The sequence below is a fragment of the Bifidobacterium sp. UTBIF-68 genome (assembly GCF_006408855.1).
Taxonomy (GTDB): Bacteria; Actinomycetota; Actinomycetes; order Actinomycetales; family Bifidobacteriaceae; genus Bifidobacterium; species Bifidobacterium reuteri.
Genome location: NZ_JFAN01000054.1, coordinates 1 through 639, shown reverse-complemented (window position 1 = coordinate 639; position 639 = coordinate 1). Strand labels below are relative to the sequence as shown.

At 67.3% G+C, this 639-nt stretch carries 1 protein-coding gene; it reads right to left on the bottom strand.

Features of this window, described 5'->3' with window-relative positions; translation table 11 throughout:
* Positions 1 to 639: IS30 family transposase (locus BW14_RS11620; RefSeq protein ID WP_140490760.1), on the bottom strand; the 639-nt coding region annotated here is incomplete at both ends.

Below are 639 nucleotides of genomic sequence, written 5' to 3'. Positions count from 1 at the left end.
GTTTCCCACCCGAGGACCTTCAACGGGGTGTCGTTGATCTCCTGGACGATGGCCTGCAGGTCCCCGTCCGACAGGTCGTCGAAGCTGGTTTTCTTGGGCAGGTAGCGGCGGATGCGGCCGTTGCGGTTCTCGTTCGTGCCGCGCTGGTACGAGGAGTACGGGTCCGCGAAATAGGTGAGCATGCCCAATGCCTCGTCCACGAGCAGATGGCAGGAGGACTCCGTGCCGTTGTCCCAGGTGCGGTCGATGCGCGCGGGCGCGGGGATGCGGCTGTAGATGTCGTATTCGGCGCGCGCGGTCGCCAGCGCGCTCTTGTCGGGGATGAACCGGGCGAACAGGCGGCGGCTCTTGCGTTCGACCTGCGTGTCGATGCACCGTCTCGAGGGGGCCGTGCCGATGACCGTGTCGGACTCGAAGTGGCCGAACTCATGCCGCGAGTCGACGCGTTTGGGCCGCTGCGCGATCGGCACGCGCATCGGGATCCTCGGCCCCTTCGACCTGCGGCCCTTGGCGCGCGTGCGGTGCCGTTTGCCGCGCGGCAGGTACTGTCTGAGGTCCAGCGCCTTCTGCGGTGTCGCGTAGATCCACTGGTAGAGGCACTCGTGGCTTATCCGCATGCGCGCGTCGGCCGGGAACTGG